The organism is Pantoea cypripedii, assembly GCF_002095535.1.
GTDB lineage: Bacteria > Pseudomonadota > Gammaproteobacteria > Enterobacterales > Enterobacteriaceae > Pantoea > Pantoea cypripedii.
Map to the genome: position 1 here is coordinate 640,886 of NZ_MLJI01000002.1, position 16,935 is coordinate 657,820.

Genomic DNA, 16,935 nt, shown 5'->3' on the forward strand with positions numbered 1-16,935 from the left:
CCACGAAAATAGCCTTGTTAGCCGTGGAAATCCAGCGCGGTTAAGCTTGTCGCATCTTAAGTAAACGCATTCAGACAGGAAAAGATGATGAACAACGCTCCCCATGATCAACAGCTGCAGCACATCCTGCATACGATGAAAAATGCCCATTTGCAGGCGGGTCCGGCTTCAGCTGAATTACGTCGTGACCGCCTGATGCGCAGCATCGCGCTGATCCGTGATAACCATGCTGCCATCAGCGCCGCCATCAGCGCGGACTTCGGCCATCGCAGCCTGTACCAGACCATGGCGGCTGACCTGGTCACCACCATCAATATGCTGCAACATTCCGCTGATAATCTGGCGCAATGGATGGAACCGGAAACAGCCGAAGTCCCGGTTCCGGGGATGCAGGCGTGGATTGCACCGCAGCCGCTTGGCGTGGTGGGCATCATCAGTCCGTGGAATTTCCCCATCAACCTCGCTTTCGGTCCGCTGGCAGGCGTGTTTGCCGCCGGTAATACGGCGATGCTGAAGCCCTCGGAGCTGACGCCGAAAACCTCAGAACTGCTGGCTGAACTGGTCGCGCGTTATTTCGACCCACAGGAGCTGACCGTGGTGCTGGGGGATGCCGATGTCGGACAGGCGTTTAGCCGTTTACCGTTCGACCATTTGGTGTTCACCGGCAGCACCGCCGTGGGTAAACATGTGATGCGTGCTGCCGCAGAGAACCTGGTGCCGGTAACGCTGGAGCTGGGCGGTAAATCGCCGGTGGTGCTGGATGTGGATGCCGATGCCGCGCTGGCCGCCGCCAGAACCATGACCATTAAAACCTTTAACGCCGGACAGATCTGTATTTCACCGGATTACCTGCTGCTGCCACCGCAGGCTGAAGCCGCATTTGTCACCGCCGCCAGCGACTTTATGCGCCAGGCATTTCCGACTGTCCAGGCGAACCCGGATTACACGGCAATCATCAGCGATCGTCATTATCAGCGCCTGCTTGCGGTGCTTGACGATGCGAAAAGCAAAGGCGCACGGGTGGTTAGCCTGGCGCCTGAGGGGGAGCCGGATTTCGATGCCCGCAGCAGAAAAATCGCGCCGCATCTGGTGCTCGATGTCAGCGAAGACATGCTGATCATGCAGGAAGAGATCTTTGGCCCGCTGCTGCCAGTGAAAACCTATGCATCGTCCGTCAGTGAAGCCATTGCTTACATCAATGCGCATCCGCGCCCGCTGGCTGCCTACTATTTTGGTAACGATCCGCTGCGTCAGCAGCAGATGGCACAACAAACAACATCTGGTGCACTGGTCATCAATGATGTCATGACCCATGCTTCTCTCGACAGTTTACCGTTCGGTGGTGTCGGCGCGTCAGGTATCGGCGCTTACCACGGCATTCACGGTTTCCGCCGCTTCAGCCACGCCAAACCAGTGGTGATTCAGGACGAAGCGGGAACCACTAACCTGCGGTTGCGTGCGCCTTATCAGGAAAAAACGGCCATCATCGCCGCGATGCTTAATCAGTAACTCCAGACCCAACAGCAGTCATTCACTACGTAACCTGAGGATTTTTCATGAAAGTTTTAATGGTACTGACGTCACACGAAGAACTGGGGAATACCGGCAAGAAAACCGGATTCTGGCTGGAAGAGTTTGCTGCACCTTACTATGTGTTTAAAGATGCGGGTGCAGAGATTGTGCTGGCCTCTCCGGCAGGCGGACAGCCACCGCTGGATCCGAAAAGCGATCTGCCCGATTTCCAGACCGCAATGACCGACCGTTTTAAAGCCGACCCGGCGGCGCAGCAGGCGCTGGCGACTACCGTGAAGCTGGATACCGTTGACCAGGCGGCGTTCGACACCGTGTTTTACCCTGGTGGTCACGGCCCGCTGTGGGATCTGGCCGAGTCAGCCACATCCATTCAGTTGATTGAGTCTTTCGAACGCTCAGGTAAACCGATTGGCTTCGTGTGTCATGCACCGGGCGCACTGCGCCATGTCAAAGCCGCCAATGGCGAACCGTTAGTGAAAGGTAAGCAGGTCACCGGTTTTACCAACAGCGAAGAAGCGGCGGTGGAACTGACGGATGTGGTGCCGTTCCTGATCGAAGATGAATTTATCGCCCAGGGCGCTAAGTACCAGAAAGGTGCAGACTGGATGCCGTTTGTGGTGGAAGATGGCAATCTGGTCACCGGACAAAACCCGGCCAGCTCCGAAGATGTCGCCAAACGTCTGCTGAGCAAACTGGCTAATTAATCATTGCCGCCCGCAATCCTGAGAGGGATTGCGGGCTGTTTTTTTATGCTAATACCCTCAGCCGCTTGCGCTGCACCAGCCATATCAGCAACGCGCAGCCTGTCAGGACCATCTCACCCGCAGTGATCCCCGACCAGCCCCCCAGTTGCCACAACGTGCCCGCCAGAGAAGAACCGATCGCCCCACCGATGAAATTGCTGACCACAAACGCCGTATTCAGGCGACTCCTTGCCGTGACATCCACCGCAAATAATCGCGTTTGATTGAGTACGTTAGTGGCCTGAATGGCGATATCCAGCAGCAACACCGCAGCCAGAATGGCGAGAATGGAGGAACCGCCTATTTCGGCAATGATCAGGGACACCATCACCAGCAGCAGCGCCCCACCGGTGGCACCCGCTGACCAGCCGCGATCGTGCAATCGTCCGGCACGTCGCGCCGCCAGCGCCCCAGCCAACCCCACAAGGCCGACCAGGCCAATCTGGCTGGCACTGTAACCGTAGGGAGCCGAGCTGAGTAAAAAAGTGAGCCCGGTCCAGAACAGCGTGAAGACTGAAAACCCAATGGCACCGAGGATCAGCGTAACCTGCACGGTAGGATGCTGGCGCACGACCGTGATAATAGAACCCAGCAGTTGCGGGTAAGAACCCGCTACGCGTTTTTGATCGGCTGGCAAAGACCGTAACAGAATCAGGGCCAGAGCCAGCGTCATCAGCGCCGCGAGAACATATATCGCACGCCAACCGAAGGCATCGGCCACCAGTCCGCTGACTGTGCGCGAAGCCAGAATACCGGTCAGCACACCTGAAACCACGGTGCCGACAATTTTGCCGCGCTGGTGATCCGCCGCCAGATCGCCCGCTAACGGAATCAGTAGCTGGCCCGTCACCGTGGTGAGGCCGACAAAAAACAGTGAAGCCAGCAGGACGCTAAACGTGGGTGCGAAAGCACAGGCCATTAACGCCAGGGCAGATACCGCCATAATGGTGGGAATCAGGCGGCGGCGATCGTGGCTATCTCCGAGCGGAACCAGTAACAGCACACCTAATGCATAGCCAATCTGCGTCAGGGTGACCAGCAATCCGGCATGGCTATATGAAACGTGAAATGCGTTGCCAATATAATCGAGCAGGGGTTGCACCCAGTAAAGGTTCCCTACCGCTATCCCCCCGGCGATCGAGAATAATAAGGTCAGGCTTTTGGTCATTCCCACAGAGTGAGAGGCATGTGCCGCTTTGGCCACGTTTTCTCCTTTCATTTTTGCATTGAGTGAATTAACAGGATTGGGATCGGAACAGCATGTGGAGTTATCAAGGTGTGATAAGGACATAACCAACAGTATCAATGATAATCGCTGGCTGGCCTTTTTTAGCAAAATGTTAGCGCAAAATGAATCGCGTAAAGGTGAATAGTGTTATGAGCGAAAATCATAGATGCAGTTAAAAAACGCGCGATAAATCGCGCCGCTACCGCTCCGTGCGGTTATTGACCTGGTCGGCATCAATGCTGCCCCAACAGGCGTAGGGTGCGAATTTATTCGCACCAGGAATTGACGATCAAGACGGTAGCGACAGAATCGGGGCGTTAACAGATACTATTAACCTTTACCCGCGATATTGTGAGCGTTTTATGGATCCGTTATCCGATGTGCTTCAGCTATTGTCCGCCCAAAGCTATATCACCACCGGACAAACCACCGGAGCATGCTGGTCGATGCGCTATCCCGGATTTTCCGGGATGAAGTTTATGGCAGTGCATAAAGGAAAAATCTGGTTCCGTCTGGTCGCTGAAGATCACTGGCGTGCGCTTACTGCCGGTGACGGGATGATTATCACCCGTTCTGCGCCATTTATCCTGGCCTCCGATCCTGCCCTTACCCCGGTCGCGTCCGCCACCGTGCCTTATGTCAGAAAAAATGGCCTCGCCGATTACGGCGGTGACGACAGCCTGCTGCTGGCAGGCAAAATGGAAATCGATCCGGTCTCCGCAGAGCAGTTGCTGGATCTGCTGCCGCTGGTGATTCCGTTGCACGCCGACTCGGAGTCCTCCTCAACGCTCAGTTGGCTGATGACCCGACTGCATGCCGAAAGCCAGTCTAACCGCCCAGGGTCCGCCGTCGCCGGGAATCATCTGATGCATCTGGTGATGATTGAAGGTATCCGCAGTTGGGTGCTCTCTGACGAGGCGCAGTTACAGGGCTGGATGGGGGCGTTGCGCGATACGCGCATTATGCGTGCAATCACCGCCATTCACGCCGAACCGGCAAAAAACTGGCATCTGATGGAACTGGCGAACATCGCCGGGATGTCACGGGCCGGGTTTGCGCGTCGCTTCAGCGAAACTACCGGCACCTCCCCGCTGAATTATGTCACGCACTGGCGCATGCAGATTGCCAGCAAAGCCCTCAGACTGAGTGCCGAACCGATCAAGCAACTGGCGTTCCGCCTCGGCTATGCCTCCGAAAGCACCTTCAGTACCGTCTTCAGGCGCGTTTATGGGTTACCGCCGTCAGCACATCGGCTGGCAAAACAGGACGGTCCGCTGCAGCGTCTGGCCCCTTTCGCTGCCAATGAAGACGCAAAATGAGATTTTCACAAAACAAATTTAGATTTTAGATTATTAAAAATCTCAACTCACCTCTGTAACATACACTCCAGACACCAAACCGCTCAGTGGTTCCGCCTGCAACTTATACATTCATCAGTACGGTAGCGACCTACTGCCGTGGGTCCGCACCTCTTTGGAATAAACATGCATATAAAAAACACCACTCAGGACAAGCTGTTCACCACAGCGGTGTGTCTGGGTTTCGTTCTGGTCCAGCTTGATGTCAGCATCGTTAACGTCGGGCTGGAAACCCTGCGGCAGAATTTCCATGCCGGGATCGCTGACCTCGAATGGGTGATGAATACCTATTCCCTGCTTTTTGCCTCGCTACTGCTGGGTGCCGGTACGCTGGGCGATCGCTTTGGCGTCAGGAATATCTTTGTCACGGGCATTTTAATCTTTATTGGTGCGTCACTGAGCTGTGCCTTTGCGCCCAGCATCTACTGGCTGGATATCGCACGCGGCATTCAGGGGGTGGGCGCTGCCCTGCTGGTCCCGAGTTCGCTGACGCTGCTGCGCCAGTATTTCGCTGATGGCAAGGCGCGAGCCGGGGCGATCGCCCTGTGGGCGGCGTCAGGCAGTTTTGCACTGGCTGCGGGCCCGGTCGCGGGGGGATTTCTGATTAAGCTACTGGGCTGGAAAAGTATTTTCCTGATCAATGTGCCGGTCGGTCTGCTGAGTGTGTTTTTTACCCTGCGCTTTGCCCCGATCAGCCCGCGCTTTAACCGAAACATTAACTTTGCCAGCCAGACGCTGATTGTTCTGGCGCTCGGGCTGCTGACCTTTACCCTGACCGAATCCGGGCGCTTTGGCTGGGATAGCCGTATTACCTTATCGTCTTTGCTGGCCGGGCTGATCGCGCTGGCGTTGTTTATTCGCGGTGAGAAAAAGTCTGCGGACCCGGTGGTGCTGCCATCAGTGCTCAGCAATAAGCTGATCGTCAGTGGGGTAATCATCGGATTTCTCTGCAACATGGTGTTTTATGGTGCGGTGTTCATTTTCAGTATTTTTTTCCAGAGCGAACTGAAACTCACCGCCTTACAGGCTGGCCTGGCTTTTCTGCCAATGATGCTGTGTACCGCGCTGGTGAATTTCAGCAGTGGCAGATTGGGGCGATTGTTTCGTCTGCGCGGGTTGTCGGGCGTGGGTAGCCTGGTGAGTTTTGTCGGGTTCGCTTTGCTGTTGTTGATTAAGCCTGACTGGGGAGCTTATCAGCTGTTTATCCCGATGATGCTACTGGGTGCCGGAACGTCTCTGGCGATGCCCGGTGTGGCTAACCTGATTTTTGCGCAGGCGACGCATGAGGAAGCCGGATCGGCGTCAGCCCTCTTTTCCTGCGCACGACAGATGGGAGGGGTAATGGGCGTTGCGGTGTTCGGCCTGATTATCAGTGCCAGTGGTGATGAAAATCTGATTGGCGGCCTGAAAATGGTGGCGGCAACCGCCATGTTGATGACGCTGATTTGGTTAACCATCAGCAAAACCCGTTTACCGGCATAAAACGGTGTGACACAGGCCGGAAGGCGATTCCGGCCTGCATAAACTTAGTATTGGTAACCTGGTTTTTTAATTAACTCAGCTAAATGCGGTTTGATGATGGTGTCATAAACGTCACCCTTCCATTTTTCGGATGGAATTTCATTCAGTGCAACGGATACCGCATCGTCAGTGGTGCCCAGATGTTTTACCAGCGCAGCGGTAATATCATCAGCCAGCGCTGCTAGCTGTTGTTCCGTCAGGTTACGTGGCAAACATTTAATATCTACGTGTGGCATTTTTTATCCTTACGGGTGATTTCTACTGCATTTTACTTTACCTGTCGGAGAGTTCCCCGGAAAATGAACCCAATCCCGCCCGGATTGTGTTCATATCCTCCCCCTCGTCGGTGTCTTACCGCTTTACTCTTAACCTTATCTGACAGGTTAACTTCTGACTATGGTGTAAAAACAGGATGTACTGATGAAGGAATTTCATTAATGTCGCGCGATAATCTAAATGATCTGGTGGCCTTCATCACGGTTGCCCGCGAGCAAAGTTTTACCCGCGCCGCGGCAGCACTGGGGGTTTCCCAGTCGGCGCTCAGCCATTCCATGAAGGCACTGGAATCCAGACTGGGATTGCGCCTTCTCACCCGTACCACCCGCAGCGTCTCGCCCACAGAAGCGGGCGAGCGTTTATTACAGGCGCTCGGTCCGAAACTGGATGAAATCAAAAATGAGCTGGATGCGGTACTCGACCTGCGGGATAACCCGACTGGTGTGGTGCGCGTAACAGCGACTGATTATGCGATCACCTATCTGGTCTGGCCGAAACTGGAAAAATTCCTGCCTGAATATCCGGATATCCAGGTAGAACTGATCACGGATTATGGGCTGACTGATATTGTTGCCGGCCGCTTTGACGCCGGGATCCGGCTGGGAGAGACGGTTGCTCAGGGCATGATCTCGGTAAGAATCAGTGACGATGTCCGTTTTGTCGTGGTGGGATCGCCTGACTATTTTCAGCGTTATCCCACCCCGCTCCATCCACGCGACCTGGTGGCGCATCGCTGTATCAATCTTCGCTTGCCCACACATGGCGGCTTATATGCCTGGGAGTTTGAAAAAGAGGGGGAAGAATTGCGCGTCAGGGTTGAAGGCCCGGCCGTTTTCAACAATATCTTCCATGTACTCGATGCATCGGTGAGTGGTTTTGGCCTGGCGCATGTACCGGAAGATCTTGCAGCCCCGCTGATCGCCGAGGGAAAACTGGTGCGGGTGCTGGAAGACTGGTGCCCCTACTGGGATGGCTACCATCTCTACTATCCAAGCCGCCGGGCCCCTTCACGCGCATTTACCCTGATGGTGGATGCGCTCAGGTATCGGCGGAAGTAGTGACTTTGCAACACCACACTCCAGAGTGTGGGTCATATAATCTGATACCCGTTCTTAAGAGTGCTTTTGAATTACCAGATCTACGCCTTCATTGAGTAATTCATTTATGGACACACCATGTGCCTGTGCAGTCACTGCCAGCGCCTGGTGTCGTTCTGGTGTCAGACGGGTTGTCACCTTACCACTGAAATTTTTATAGGGTTCGATACCGTCTTTCTGGCACTCATCAAGGAAAACGGCCAGCGATAGTGAACCTTCCTTTTTAAGTTCTTCTACGCTATACGCGTAAAAGTCAGCCCCGCCATTCAGGCCGACAAACTCTCCGCGAAACATTTCTATTTCAGGGTCGAAAGAAATAACGGCAATATGTCCGTCGATTTTAAGTGTGTTATTCATGGTCTGATTCCTAAACTATCCAGCCATACCCGAATGGAGTTAACCGCCCCCTTGTCAGTGGTCGGTCTCGGATGTGGCCTGTGAAAGATTTTCTTTTGTCCTTTCAGTAGAACCGCAATCCTTGAGCCTTCCCTTTCATGAACTTCCGCACCGAGAGCAATAAACAGGGCTTCAATATCACCCCACTTTATTGAACCGCTTACCGGTCGGGCGTACACATCTGACAGCGTTTTATGGTGTCGTTTGTTCATCGCCTGATGGTATCACAATTTGACACTACATCAATCTGATGTAGTGTCATCATTTGCGACTACCAGGGAACGACGCCATCATTGTCCCGGAACTCGCCGGTCGGACCGTCCTCGGATAATAATGCGAGCTGAATCGCCGTTCTCGCGCCATCTTCCACCGGCTGCCCATGTTCAGCAGCACCTGGCACCAGGTCAGTGGCGGTGTAGCCAGGATTGGCTGAATTGACCTTGATATTGCTATCCTGTAATTCCCAAGCGAGCTGAATCGTCAGCATATTGACGGCGGCTTTCGAGGCGTTATAGCCAATCAATTTTGCTGAAGCGTACTCCCACTCAGGGTCGCGGTTCAGTGCCAGCGAACCCAGCTGACTGGACACATTAACAATGCGTGCAGAGGGAGATTTTTTTAGCAGTGGCAACATGGCCTGTGTCACCATCAGCGTGCCAAAAAAGTTGGTTTCAAATACTTCGCGGATCACCGTCAGGTCGGTATTTCCCGGTGCACCATCGCGGGTGTCCATAATACCGGCGTTATTAACCAGAATATCCAGATGGCCGAGGGTATCTTGTACCCAGGCCGCAGAGGTTGTGATCGTTGCAGGATTATTAAGATCCAGCTGAACAAATTGGGCATTAATCCCTTGCGCCGCGAGTTTTTTTACCGCTTCTTCGCCACGATCTTTATTGCGCGCGCCAATAATGACAGCAATGCCTTGCAGGCCGAGTTTTTGCGCAATTTCGAAGCCGATGCCTTTATTACCCCCGGTAATCAGGGCGTATTTTGTTGCCTGGGTCATAAATCACCTCTCAGTATAAAACAGGACAATGAATAAATTACGCACTCAATCTCTGAGATAATTTTTCCTGATAGTCAGAAATTTTTTCGGCGCTCGCGCCAATCACGCTATGAAATGACAACGGAGACAGATAATCCATACCGCAATAAAGTGCAGTGGCTTTCATTGGGGTCATCACTTCATCAAAGGTGCTGTTGATTAGCCCCTGGTGAGAGTAGGTATATTCGCTGGCACCCGCAGAGGCCACCACCAATAACTGCTTGTTTTTTAGAGCCACACCATCCGGGCCAAATGCCCAGCCATAGGCCCAGACTTCATTTAAGTACGCTTTCAGCATGGGCGTGAGATTGAACCAGTGAATCGGGAAAATAAATACCACGCGAGCGGCAGCCGCATAGAAAGATTGCTCAAGCGGAATATCAAATCCTGTGACATTATCGCCATAAATTTCTTCGAGGTTACGTACTATCACATTATTTTGCGCTTCAGCGGTCTGCTGAAGTGCTTTAATAACATTAGATTGTTGTTGATAAGGATGTGAAACAATAATTAACGTTTTCATTGGCTATCTCTTAATGAAGTAAACTCACACACCTTCAACAATCCAGCTGTGGGTAATAGCTGACGCGAGGCGATAATGGATAATTGCCTGATATTCAACGGAGTGATACCAGGCCTGTGCGATTTCAATATTGTCAAAACGCAGAATAATGGTTTGACCTGCAGGTGCAGAGCCTTCCAGCGTGATACTTTCCGCCGCCTGAACCAGCAACTGCGCATGATAAGTTTTCAGGGTTTCAGCCACCTTTGCCAGATAAGGTTTAATGCCTTCAGGATCGGTGACGGTGACATTAAAAATCATAAAGGCAGGTTTTGTATGCGACATATAAAATCTCCAGGCCTCACAATTATTCGGGTGAATTGTTGTACGACGCAGGAGAGTATAAAAAATATTATTGTTAACCTAAACTACACCTGTGGTTGAGCCTGAGTTAACCTAAGGTTGTCAATTCATCCTGAGGAGCAAACGTTGGAGATTTCCCGTCACGTCCGTGCCATTCTCACCTTTGTTGAAACCGTGGATAAAGGCAGTTTTGCCGCCAGCGCCCGCCAGCTGGGGATCAGCACCGCAGCGGTGAGCAAAAATATCGCCGGTCTGGAGCAGGCACTTGGCGTGCGGCTGCTCAACCGCACTACACGGCGTTTAACCCTGACCGAAGAAGGCAGCGCATTTATCAGCCAGGCCAGAATCGCCCTGAATGCGCTGGAAGGGGCTGTCGATACCCTGGTCGCCCGTAAGGCGGAAATCAGCGGACATGTCAGAATTTCCACCAGCACCGCCTTTGGCAGGAATCATATCCTGCCCGTGCTACCGGGGATGGCTGAACAATATCCAGCGCTGACCGTAGAAATGGATTTTGATGATCGCGTAACCGATATCATCAAAGAAGGCTATGACCTGGCCATCCGAGGGGGAAGGATCATGGATTCCTCGCTGGTCTCGCGCCCGGTCTGCCGTATCAATACTATCCTCGTGGCATCGCCCGCTTATCTGCAACGCTATGGCATCCCGACGACACCCGAGGCACTCAGCGCGCATAAACTCATCAGCCGACGCTTCCTCGGTGGACGCGTGACCCCCTGGGGATTCAGGAACGACGATGGCAGCCATTCAATCCTTGAGCCGGAAGGTAACATCCTGACCTTATCAGCACCTGAGGCGCTGGTTGATGCCGCGTTGCTGGATTACGGCATTGCCCAGGTGGGCGTTCACAATGCGCTGGAACACCTACAAAGCGGAAAACTGAAAATCGTGCTTTATGGTCAGCATGATCCGGGTAATTTCGAAATGGTGATTCAGTATCCGCACCGGGCGTTGATCGCCTCGCGGGTAAAAGTGGTGGTGGAGTATCTGTTGAGCGCCTTCCGTGGCGATAAAAAACTGACCATCCGTTATGAAGAGCTGGCGGGGTTCAGCTGCTAGCGCATTTGTAAAATAATCACATCACTGCTGGCCGGATCGGTGCGCTGGCGCAAATCATGCACATCCTTTTCGCTTACCGGCGCGCCGGTATTACCCCAGGAAGAGCGGATAAAACTCAGCACATCCGCCATTTCTTTATCGGACAGCTGTTTGCGGAACGGCGGCATACGATAAGCATCCGGCATGCCATTCGCCACCACGCGGGCTGAGCCATTCAGCGTCACATTGATTGCTGATGATTGATCCACCAGCATGGATGTCGCCCCAGCCAGCGGCGGGATCCACGGTGCCTGTCCGCGACCATCAGCACCATGACAGTTGCTGCAGCGGGCCATAAAGGTCTGTGCGCCTGGGGTGCTGAGCCTTGCCGGCAGGCTGAGCTTGTTGATCGAATCACCATCATATTTCCATGCCTGAGGTTGGTTGTTGCTGCCCGCAGGTAAGGATTTCAGGTAATGCGCGATAGCTTTAAGGTCATCGTCGCTCATGTACTGCGTCGAGTTATTAAACACATCCGCCATCGAACCAAACACCACACCATGCTGATTACGTCCGGTTTTCAGGAACTGATACAGGTCGTCTTCACTCCAGCGCGCCAGCCCGGTATTGATGTCCCCGCGCAAACTCGGGGCATACCAGCCATCCAGCGCTGCACCGGCGACAAAATGCGGGCTGTCGGCATCGAGACCTTTTTCATTAAAGGCCAGACCACGCGGCGTATGGCAGCTGCCACAGTGACCCGGTCCCTCGACCAGATAAGCGCCGCGATTCCACTGCGCATCCTGGCCGGACTTTGGCTGCCACGGACCATTAACGGTGAACACGCTATTCCAGAAGGCCAGTGGCCAGCGCATATTTAACGGCCACGGAATATCACTGGGTTTATTGGGTTGATTGACCGGCTTAACCGCGGTTTTGAACCAGGTGTAAAGCGCAGCGACGTCCTCATCACTCAGTTTGGCATAGGAAGGATAAGGCATCGCCGGGTAGAGACGATGCCCATCGCGCGCAACGCCATGCCGTACCGCCCGGCTAAATTCGGTCAGGGTATATTCACCGATGCCCGTTTCCTTATCCGGGGTGATGTTGGTGGAATAGATATTGCCGACCGGTGTCGCCATCTTTAAGCCGCCCGCAAACGGCGCACCCTCGGGCACACTGTGGCAGGCAACACAGTCACTTAATCGGGCAACATATTCCCCCTGTTTCAGCAACTCAGCCGACGGGGGATTCAGGGACTCACTCACGGCGATGTTATCTGTCGGGGTACGCATTACCCACGCCACAACACCCAGGATAACGATCAATAAAGCGAACACCACACTGATACTGCGCTTGGTCATATTGTTATTCTCCGGCTTCAGTTCAGGATTACGCGAAGTTGTGGCGTGATAGCGGCATACTGCGAACACGCTGACCGGTCAGCCTGAACACCGCATTGGCGACAGCCGGGGGAATAGCCGGAAGTGGCGGCTCGCCAATCCCGCCCATTTTTTCACCACTCTCAACAATCCTGACATGGACCTTAGCCATGCCTGAAGGCGGCAGAATCGGGTACATATCGTAATTACGGGCGACAGGTCGGCCCTGCTCATAAACGCTTTCTTCCAGCAGCACCTGGGATAATCCCAGCGCGACCGCACTGTTCACCTGCGCTTCGACAATCGCCGGGTTAATGATGCTGCCGGGATCAATCGCTTCCCAGACTTCATGAACTTTCACCCTGCCATCGACAATCGAGACTTCAGCAATCGCGGCGGCCTGAGTACCAAAGGGCGAGGCCATCGCGATACCCCGTGCACGCTTCGAGCCATCAGCAGCGTCATAAGGGCCGGGTTTCCAGCCACCGGAGAGTTCAACGACGGCATTGAGCAAATGAGTCAGCCGTTGATTGCCCTGTAAAAGATGCAGGCGCAATTCAAACGGATCTTTTTTCCCGGCAAAGGCGATCTCATCGAGAAAGCTTTCGTAGAGAAAATCATTCATCGAGTTGCCCACCGAACGCCAGTAGCCCAGCATCACCGGCCCTTTTTTGTAGATTTGGGCAATGCGTCGGTGCGGAATGTCATAGGCTTTGCCGGTCAATCCCTCGACGGCGCTGGGATCCAGCTTGGCACCGTGTTTACCAACGATGCCCTCGGTAGGGCCTTCGGTGATACTGACCACCTCAAGCGCCACCGGATAGCCCGCTTCATCAAGCCCGGCCTGAAAACGGACGGCAGCCATCGGGCGATGGGTGTCGCGTAAGAACTCCTCTTCACGGCTCCAGATCACTTTCACCGGACGCCCGACCGCCTTCGCCAGTTCAATCGCCTGGGGATACACCATCGCCGTGTCATAAACAAAGTGTCTGCCGAAAAAGCCCCCTAGCAGCGGCGAATGGATGAAAATCTTTTCGGGCGGCAGCCCGGTTCGTTTTGCGGCGTCGGCCTGAAACATTTCCGGGGCCTGATTAGGCAGCCACAATTCGAGAGTGCCGTCAGCGTTAAATCGCGCCAGGGCAGAGGGTGGCTCTAATTGCGCATGGTTCAGATACTGCGAATGATAGGTGGCTTGCAAGGTGCTGTGGGCGCTACCTAATGCCTGGCTGACATTGCCTTTAGTCTCGGCATCGTCACCCTTACCCGGTTCATTCGCGAGTGCCTCGGCATGTTGGTCTGAGGAGAAATCCGCTGGCATATAACGCTCGCGAGCCGATTCATCGGGTTCATTCCAGCTGACCTGTAAGGCTTCAACGGCCCGCTTAGCGTGCCACCAGCGTTCGGCGACCACCGCTACGGCTCCCGGTAAGCGATGCACCGAATGAACGCCTTTCATAGCTGAAACCTGTTCTTCGTTACGGATCTCCCCCACCGTCAAACCGAGGCGCGGCGCATGCTGAACCGCCGCCTGCAACATGCCTTCCACCTTACAATCAATGCTATAGATGGCCTGGCCGGTTGATTTTTCATGTATATCAAGACGCGGGACAGGTTTGCCAATCCAGCGGAATTGCGCCGGATCTTTTAATTTAATCGTGTCTGGCGCAGGCACGGGCAGATCCATCGCACGCGCAGCCAGATGACCATAAGTGAGGGACTTGCCGGATGCCGGATCGATCACTCTACCCGGTTCAGTGATCAGTGAACTGAGCGGCACTGCGAGTTCTGCGGCGGCAGCCTGGAGCAACATGTGGCGCGCCAGTGCGCCGAGGCGGCGCATGGTGTCGTAACTCATACGCACCGACATACTGCCCCCGGTAATGCGCCTGCCGCCCTCCATCACTTTATAATCGTTGCCTGCTGGCGCGTTTTCGACAATGAACAGCGAGGGATCAGCATCCAGCTCCTCACCGACGATTTGCGCCATGCCGGTGAAGATACCCTGCCCGCCTTCAACAAACGGAGAAAGGAAACGGATGCTGTTGTCGGGACGAATTTCCAGGAAGGCGGGTACGCGTGTCCCGGCAGCGACGGTCGCGTTAGCATCCTGCGCCCGCGCCTCGCCGAGTGGCAGTCCGAAACCTAATACAAACGCCCCCGCGACGGTTCCGGCCGAAGCAAGCAGAAAGCGTCTGCGTGAAAGATTGGTCGCCTCTCCCTCTGTCATTTGTGCCAGCGAGGCGGTGAAGATGTCCGCAGAGAATTTCATGCTTCACCCTCCTGTGCGGCAACTTCATGGATGGCCGCTTTGATGGCGTTATAGGTGCCGCAGCGGCACAGGTTGACCATCGCCGCCGCAATCTCTTCATCAGAAGGATGCGCAACCTGTTTCAATAACGCGGTCGCCGCAATCACCTGTCCTGACTGACAATACCCGCACTGCGGAACCTGGTGCTTTATCCAGGAAGCCACCACGCGTTTGCCAACCTCGTCGTTTTCAATCGCCTCAATGGTGGTGATATGTTTACCAGCCAGCTTATCTATCGGCGTGACACAGGAACGGACCAGTTGCCCGTCAACCATCACCGAACAGGCACCACATTGCGAAAGGCCACAACCGTATTTCGTTCCGGTCATCGCCAGATCATCACGAATCACCCAGAGCAACGGGGTATCGGCGTCTGCATCGACCTGAACCGTCTGATTATTGATAAAAAGTTCCATAGCTCTCCAGTAGTTTGCTTCAATTGTTATTATGAAAACGATGCGACAAACATCACTGCAATAATTCAGGCTGTTTAATGTCAGCCAGTCATGACAGGTGGGACATGCAGAGGGTACGGGTGGTGGTATTTAATTTACGTAATGCATGAAAATTGATTGTAGCCATTCGTAAAATAGCTTTGTAGCGTTATTGCCTAATATCAGTTATGAGTGATTTTAATTAATATCGCCACACCTCCAGCCATTTTAGCGTACAAATTATAGACTCCCCACCTGATTACATCCCGCCAGAAAAGGATTAAACACCGGCAAAACCGCATAAATCGATAAAAATGAGGCACATTCGGCCACACATTCGATGTTAATATCCCGCGCGCAGTCTTTCGCATTAACAGAATAATATTGATTTTTTAAGGCAGACATAACGTGAAAAAGATCTTCAAACTTTCACTGGTAGCATCATTAATGGGTCTCTCGGGATTGTCCGCTGCGGCGCAGCAGGATTCAAACGGTTTCCTCGACGATAGCCATCTGGATGTGTTGTTACGCAATGCGTACATCAACAGGAATTATAAAGACGACGGCATTCGTACTCGCCGTGAGTGGGGACAAGGCATCATCGCCAATTTCTCCTCTGGATTCACTCAGGGACCGGTCGGATTTGGCGTCGATGGTCTGGCGCAGTATGCGGTTCGTCTGGATGGTGGCCGTGGCCGTAGTGGCGCAGGCGGCATCGATTTCTTTGCCCAGGATAACGATGGCAAAGCAAAGTCAGATTTGGCTAAATTCGGTGCCACGGCGAAAATGCGTTTCTCCAACACCGTGCTCAGCTACGGTACACAGCGCCCGGTTCTGCCAATCCTGACCGCGGATGATTCGCGCCTGCTGGATGAAACCTATACCGGTTTCATGATCAACTCGAAGGAAGTGGCCGGATTAAACGTTTCAGCCGGTTATTTCACCGATGAACAGCAGAAAAGTGACGACAGCCACGATACTGGCCTGAAATCTCTGAGCTTTGCCGGTGCCAGTTATCAATTTACCGATCAGCTGAGTGGTGCGTTTTACGCGTCCAATGTTGAAGACGTGATTAACAAACAATATCTGGGGCTGAATTACAAAGCGCCGATTGCAGCGAATCAGTCATTTGGCCTGGATTTCAACGGCTATAACTCACGCCTGAGCCAGGAATATGCCGATCAGCTCGACACCGGCCGCAGTAATACCATCTGGAGCCTGGCAGCCAGTTATACCTTCGATATCCATACCTTCAAGGTGGCTTACCAGCAAAGCAGCGGTAGCACCGGTTACCATTATGGCGGATACCGTAATCAGGGTGGCGTAGGCGATGGCGGCAATACCATTTGGCTGGCGAACTCTTACTGGTCTGATTTTAATGGTGAAGACGAACGTTCATGGCAGGTGGCTTACTCCATCGACCTGAGCGGTGTCGGTATCAATGGTCTGAGCTATGATGTTGCGTATGTCCGTGGTGACAATATCAAAACCGCCGCGACCGATAATGGTCACGAGCACGAATTCTTCAACCAGTTGCAGTACAAAGTACCGGATGGTGCCGCGAAGGACCTGAAAGTGAAACTGCGCTTCTCCTCATTGCGCGTCTCGTCTGATGCTTCTGACTATAATGTCGGCGGTAATGAAGTCCGCGTATTTGTTGAATATCCGTTCTCAATTCTTTAATTAA

The 16,935-nt window shown here is 53.6% G+C and carries 17 protein-coding genes; 7 read left to right on the forward strand and 10 right to left on the reverse strand.

The window, feature by feature from the left end; all coding sequences use genetic code 11:
• Positions 1-87: 87 nt before the first annotated feature.
• Positions 88-1,509: a coniferyl aldehyde dehydrogenase gene (locus HA50_RS24185; protein WP_084879350.1), complete on the forward strand. Its 1,422-nt coding sequence runs from the start codon at positions 88-90 to the stop codon at positions 1,507-1,509.
• A gap of 47 nt (positions 1,510-1,556) precedes the next feature.
• Positions 1,557-2,237, forward strand: coding sequence for a type 1 glutamine amidotransferase domain-containing protein (locus HA50_RS24190; protein ID WP_084879351.1), 681 nt, complete (start codon positions 1,557-1,559; stop codon positions 2,235-2,237).
• A gap of 43 nt (positions 2,238-2,280) precedes the next feature.
• Here the strand turns inward: HA50_RS24190 and HA50_RS24195 are convergent, their stop codons facing one another.
• The gene (locus HA50_RS24195) at positions 2,281-3,480 is read right to left on the reverse strand and encodes an MFS transporter (RefSeq protein WP_244193663.1); all 1,200 of its coding nucleotides are present in this window, start codon (positions 3,478-3,480) and stop codon (positions 2,281-2,283) included.
• 386 nt (positions 3,481-3,866) lie between these two features.
• On the opposite strand from HA50_RS24195, the gene HA50_RS24200 reads away from it, so the two are divergent.
• The gene (locus HA50_RS24200; protein ID WP_084879353.1) at positions 3,867-4,823 is read left to right on the forward strand and encodes an AraC family transcriptional regulator; all 957 of its coding nucleotides are present in this window, start codon (positions 3,867-3,869) and stop codon (positions 4,821-4,823) included.
• A gap of 165 nt (positions 4,824-4,988) precedes the next feature.
• Positions 4,989-6,344, forward strand: coding sequence for an MFS transporter (locus tag HA50_RS24205; RefSeq protein ID WP_084879354.1), 1,356 nt, complete (start codon positions 4,989-4,991; stop codon positions 6,342-6,344).
• Positions 6,345-6,388: 44 nt separating this feature from the next.
• On the opposite strand, the gene pptA is transcribed toward HA50_RS24205, so the two are convergent.
• Complete coding sequence (pptA, locus tag HA50_RS24210; protein ID WP_084879355.1) at positions 6,389-6,619, reverse strand: tautomerase PptA; 231 nt, start codon at positions 6,617-6,619, stop codon at positions 6,389-6,391.
• A gap of 201 nt (positions 6,620-6,820) precedes the next feature.
• Here pptA and HA50_RS24215 point away from each other — a divergent pair, with 201 nt between their 5' ends.
• The gene (locus HA50_RS24215; RefSeq protein ID WP_084879356.1) at positions 6,821-7,717 is read left to right on the forward strand and encodes a LysR family transcriptional regulator; all 897 of its coding nucleotides are present in this window, start codon (positions 6,821-6,823) and stop codon (positions 7,715-7,717) included.
• Positions 7,718-7,771: 54 nt separating this feature from the next.
• Here the strand turns inward: HA50_RS24215 and HA50_RS24220 are convergent, their stop codons facing one another.
• The 5 genes from HA50_RS24220 to HA50_RS24240 are packed head-to-tail and all read right to left on the reverse strand — an operon-like array spanning position 7,772 to position 10,047.
• Complete coding sequence (locus HA50_RS24220) at positions 7,772-8,113, reverse strand: type II toxin-antitoxin system HicB family antitoxin (RefSeq protein WP_084879357.1); 342 nt, start codon at positions 8,111-8,113, stop codon at positions 7,772-7,774.
• The gene (locus HA50_RS24225; RefSeq protein ID WP_084879358.1) at positions 8,110-8,364 is read right to left on the reverse strand and encodes a type II toxin-antitoxin system HicA family toxin; all 255 of its coding nucleotides are present in this window, start codon (positions 8,362-8,364) and stop codon (positions 8,110-8,112) included. Before HA50_RS24225 ends, HA50_RS24220 begins: the two co-directional genes overlap by 4 nt.
• Positions 8,365-8,423: 59 nt before the next feature.
• Positions 8,424-9,161, reverse strand: a complete 738-nt coding sequence (locus tag HA50_RS24230) for an SDR family oxidoreductase (protein ID WP_084879359.1) — start codon at positions 9,159-9,161, stop codon at positions 8,424-8,426.
• 37 nt (positions 9,162-9,198) lie between these two features.
• The gene (locus HA50_RS24235; RefSeq protein ID WP_084879360.1) at positions 9,199-9,723 is read right to left on the reverse strand and encodes an NAD(P)H-dependent oxidoreductase; all 525 of its coding nucleotides are present in this window, start codon (positions 9,721-9,723) and stop codon (positions 9,199-9,201) included.
• 24 nt (positions 9,724-9,747) lie between these two features.
• A complete protein-coding gene (locus HA50_RS24240) occupies positions 9,748-10,047 on the reverse strand; it encodes a DUF1330 domain-containing protein (protein ID WP_084879361.1) in 300 nt (99 codons plus the stop codon).
• A gap of 144 nt (positions 10,048-10,191) precedes the next feature.
• On the opposite strand from HA50_RS24240, the gene HA50_RS24245 reads away from it, so the two are divergent.
• Complete coding sequence (locus HA50_RS24245; RefSeq protein WP_084879362.1) at positions 10,192-11,145, forward strand: LysR family transcriptional regulator; 954 nt, start codon at positions 10,192-10,194, stop codon at positions 11,143-11,145.
• Here HA50_RS24245 and HA50_RS24250 read toward each other — a convergent pair.
• From HA50_RS24250 to HA50_RS24260, 3 genes are read right to left on the reverse strand one after another with little or no spacing between them, the layout of a single operon-like run.
• Positions 11,142-12,488: a cytochrome c gene (locus HA50_RS24250; RefSeq protein ID WP_084879363.1), complete on the reverse strand. Its 1,347-nt coding sequence runs from the start codon at positions 12,486-12,488 to the stop codon at positions 11,142-11,144. The genes HA50_RS24245 and HA50_RS24250 overlap by 4 nt on opposite strands.
• A 28-nt stretch (positions 12,489-12,516) precedes the next feature.
• Positions 12,517-14,775 (reverse strand): xanthine dehydrogenase family protein molybdopterin-binding subunit, encoded by a 2,259-nt coding sequence (locus HA50_RS24255; protein ID WP_084879364.1) that lies wholly within the window; start codon positions 14,773-14,775, stop codon positions 12,517-12,519.
• On the reverse strand, positions 14,772-15,230 hold the full coding sequence (locus HA50_RS24260; RefSeq protein WP_084879365.1) for a (2Fe-2S)-binding protein: 459 nt from the start codon (positions 15,228-15,230) through the stop codon (positions 14,772-14,774). The genes HA50_RS24255 and HA50_RS24260 overlap by 4 nt, the downstream gene beginning before the upstream one ends.
• 426 nt (positions 15,231-15,656) lie before the next feature.
• On the opposite strand from HA50_RS24260, the gene HA50_RS24265 reads away from it, so the two are divergent.
• Positions 15,657-16,931 carry an OprD family outer membrane porin gene (locus HA50_RS24265; RefSeq protein WP_084879366.1) on the forward strand — a complete coding sequence of 425 codons (1,275 nt, stop codon included), beginning with the start codon at positions 15,657-15,659 and terminating at the stop codon, positions 16,929-16,931.
• Positions 16,932-16,935 lie beyond the last annotated feature (4 nt).

Coding starts and splice junctions, on each gene's coding strand:
- HA50_RS24250 (WP_084879363.1), bottom strand. CDS start 12,488: ATGACCAAGCGCAGTATCAGTGTGGTGTTCGCTTTATTGATCGTTATC.
- HA50_RS24185 (WP_084879350.1), top strand. CDS start 88: ATGAACAACGCTCCCCATGATCAACAGCTGCAGCACATCCTGCATACG.
- HA50_RS24225 (WP_084879358.1), bottom strand. CDS start 8,364: ATGAACAAACGACACCATAAAACGCTGTCAGATGTGTACGCCCGACCG.
- pptA (WP_084879355.1), bottom strand. CDS start 6,619: ATGCCACACGTAGATATTAAATGTTTGCCACGTAACCTGACGGAACAA.
- HA50_RS24205 (WP_084879354.1), top strand. CDS start 4,989: ATGCATATAAAAAACACCACTCAGGACAAGCTGTTCACCACAGCGGTG.
- HA50_RS24220 (WP_084879357.1), bottom strand. CDS start 8,113: ATGAATAACACACTTAAAATCGACGGACATATTGCCGTTATTTCTTTC.
- HA50_RS24215 (WP_084879356.1), top strand. CDS start 6,821: ATGTCGCGCGATAATCTAAATGATCTGGTGGCCTTCATCACGGTTGCC.
- HA50_RS24260 (WP_084879365.1), bottom strand. CDS start 15,230: ATGGAACTTTTTATCAATAATCAGACGGTTCAGGTCGATGCAGACGCC.
- HA50_RS24235 (WP_084879360.1), bottom strand. CDS start 9,723: ATGAAAACGTTAATTATTGTTTCACATCCTTATCAACAACAATCTAAT.
- HA50_RS24255 (WP_084879364.1), bottom strand. CDS start 14,775: ATGAAATTCTCTGCGGACATCTTCACCGCCTCGCTGGCACAAATGACA.
- HA50_RS24200 (WP_084879353.1), top strand. CDS start 3,867: ATGGATCCGTTATCCGATGTGCTTCAGCTATTGTCCGCCCAAAGCTAT.
- HA50_RS24190 (WP_084879351.1), top strand. CDS start 1,557: ATGAAAGTTTTAATGGTACTGACGTCACACGAAGAACTGGGGAATACC.
- HA50_RS24230 (WP_084879359.1), bottom strand. CDS start 9,161: ATGACCCAGGCAACAAAATACGCCCTGATTACCGGGGGTAATAAAGGC.
- HA50_RS24240 (WP_084879361.1), bottom strand. CDS start 10,047: ATGTCGCATACAAAACCTGCCTTTATGATTTTTAATGTCACCGTCACC.